The sequence below is a fragment of the Caballeronia sp. genome (assembly GCF_049581465.1).
GTDB lineage: Bacteria > Pseudomonadota > Gammaproteobacteria > Burkholderiales > Burkholderiaceae > Caballeronia.
Map to the genome: position 1 here is coordinate 1 of NZ_JBAUSA010000312.1, position 2,007 is coordinate 2,007.

General features: G+C 63.8%; 2 protein-coding genes. Both read left to right on the forward strand.

Annotation, left to right across the window (positions count from 1 at the left end):
- Positions 1-352: 352 nt before the first annotated feature.
- A complete protein-coding gene (gene cobG, locus WCA53_RS07750) occupies positions 353-1,627 on the forward strand; it encodes a precorrin-3B synthase (RefSeq protein WP_423907630.1) in 1,275 nt (424 codons plus the stop codon).
- A partial coding sequence (locus WCA53_RS07755; RefSeq protein WP_423907628.1) for a precorrin-8X methylmutase occupies positions 1,620-2,007 on the forward strand: 388 nt, incomplete at its 3' end. The genes cobG and WCA53_RS07755, both read left to right, overlap by 8 nt.

Genomic DNA, 2,007 nt, shown 5'->3' on the forward strand with positions numbered 1-2,007 from the left:
TCCCCGATCCCCACCACGGTCAGCCACGGTGACATCCACCACTCCTTGGTTGCTTCGATTCATGGATTTCCCGGCCTCCCCTGCGCGCTGAAAGGCCGTAAAAGCGGGCATAATACCGCCAACGGGCCGGCCAAGATAACAACCTGCAAGGCCAAGAGGCCTGCCGACCCGAATTCATCGTGCTAGCCAACATCGCGCAGGGTGTACCGATGGCGGCCATGCAGCGCTTCCAGCCAGCGCTACCGCGTCGCGGCAACGCGCAAGACACCGACCGGGTCACGCCTTGAACGATTCAGTTCCTACTGTACGCGCAGCACCGCGGCCCAAGCAGCCATCAGCCTGTCCTGGGCTGATGCGGATCGTGCCTGCGCGTGACGGCGGTCTTTGCCGCATTCGTCTCGCCGGTGGCGAGCTAAGCGCAAATCAGGCACGCGTGATCGCGGGGGTATCGTTTGAGTTCGGTTCAGGGTTTATCGACGCCACCAATCGCGCCAACCTGCAAGTGCGCGGCGTACGCGAAGAATCGCACGATGCGTTGGTCTCGCGGCTGATCGACGCGGGACTCGGCCCTGAGACGGCTGCGTCGGACGATCTTCGCAACGTGATGCTCAGTCCACTCGCAGGACTCGACCCGCATGCTCTCCTCAATACCGTTCCGCTCGCGGCCGACTTGACCCGGCAGATGCAGCGTGACGTTTGTCTTCAGGCTTTATCGCCGAAGTTCTCTTTGCTGCTCGATGGCGGCGAACAACTTGCAATGCTCGATCATCCGCATGACGTGTGGTTGTCGGCGGTCTCGAAGCACGAGATGGCGTTCGGCCTTGGCGGTTGTCCTCCAACGCGTCCAGCCGATCGCCCCGCGCTCGCCACTGTTTCGCCCTCGCAGGTGCCTGCACTGATCGGCGCTATCCTGCACGCGTTCCTGGATCTCGCGTCACCCGAACACACGAGAATGCGCGACTTGCTGACGGCGTTTTCTATCGACGACTTCCTTGGCAACGTACAAGGCAGGCTGGATTTTGCGCTGACCACGGGGCGCGATGGTAATGAATGGCGTCGGCTACCCAGCGACGCACGGCTGCGTTTCGGAACCCACGTGCAAGTCATGCAAGGCACGCGCGACGTTGTGTGCATCGGCGCGCAGATTCCATTAGGCCGCCTCGATGCGGCGACGCTCGCCGCGCTCGCCGGGCTCGCCCCGCGACTACGCCTGACACCCTTGCAAAGCGTCATGCTGCTCGATGTCCCCCCTGACGAAGCGAGTGATGTCATTTCTCAACTCGCCGCACTCGGCCTCGCCATCCGACATGACGACCCCATCGCGCGCCTGATTGCATGCACAGGGTCTCAAGGCTGTGCCAAAGGACTCGCCGACACCAAGGCCGACGCGAAGCAACTGGCCCGGCTCATGCCCTTCGCCGCCGACGTGCATCTCAGCGGTTGCACGCGTTCGTGTGCGGCGGCACATCGCGTGGAAACCACCCTGCTGGCCGTAGCACCCGGCTATTACGATCTTTATCGCCATGCAGCCGACGACACCCACGAAGGCTTCGGCACGCTCGTCGCCCACCATCTCACAATCGAACAGGCAGCCGGCTGGCGCGCCCGGAGCACCCCAGATGCCTGACTATATCCGCGACGGCCAGGCGATTTATCGCGCGTCGTTCGCGACCATTCGTGCCGAAGCAGACCTCGCCGCAATTCCCGCCGACCTTGAAAAGCTCGCCGTGCGTGTGATCCACGCATGCGGCATGACTGAGGTCATCGATGACCTCGTCTTCTCGCCTGGCGCTGGCACGGCAGGCCGCGCGGCACTTGCGGCCGGAGCGCCCATTCTCTGCGATGCCCGCATGGTCGCCGAAGGCATCACGCGCGCCCGGCTGCCGGCAAGCAACCGCGTGATCTGCACGCTCAACGATCCCTGCGTGCCTGAACGCGCTCGCGCGCTCGGCAATACACGCTCGGCCGCCGCGCTCGAATTGTGGCGACCGGATCTTGAAGGCAGCA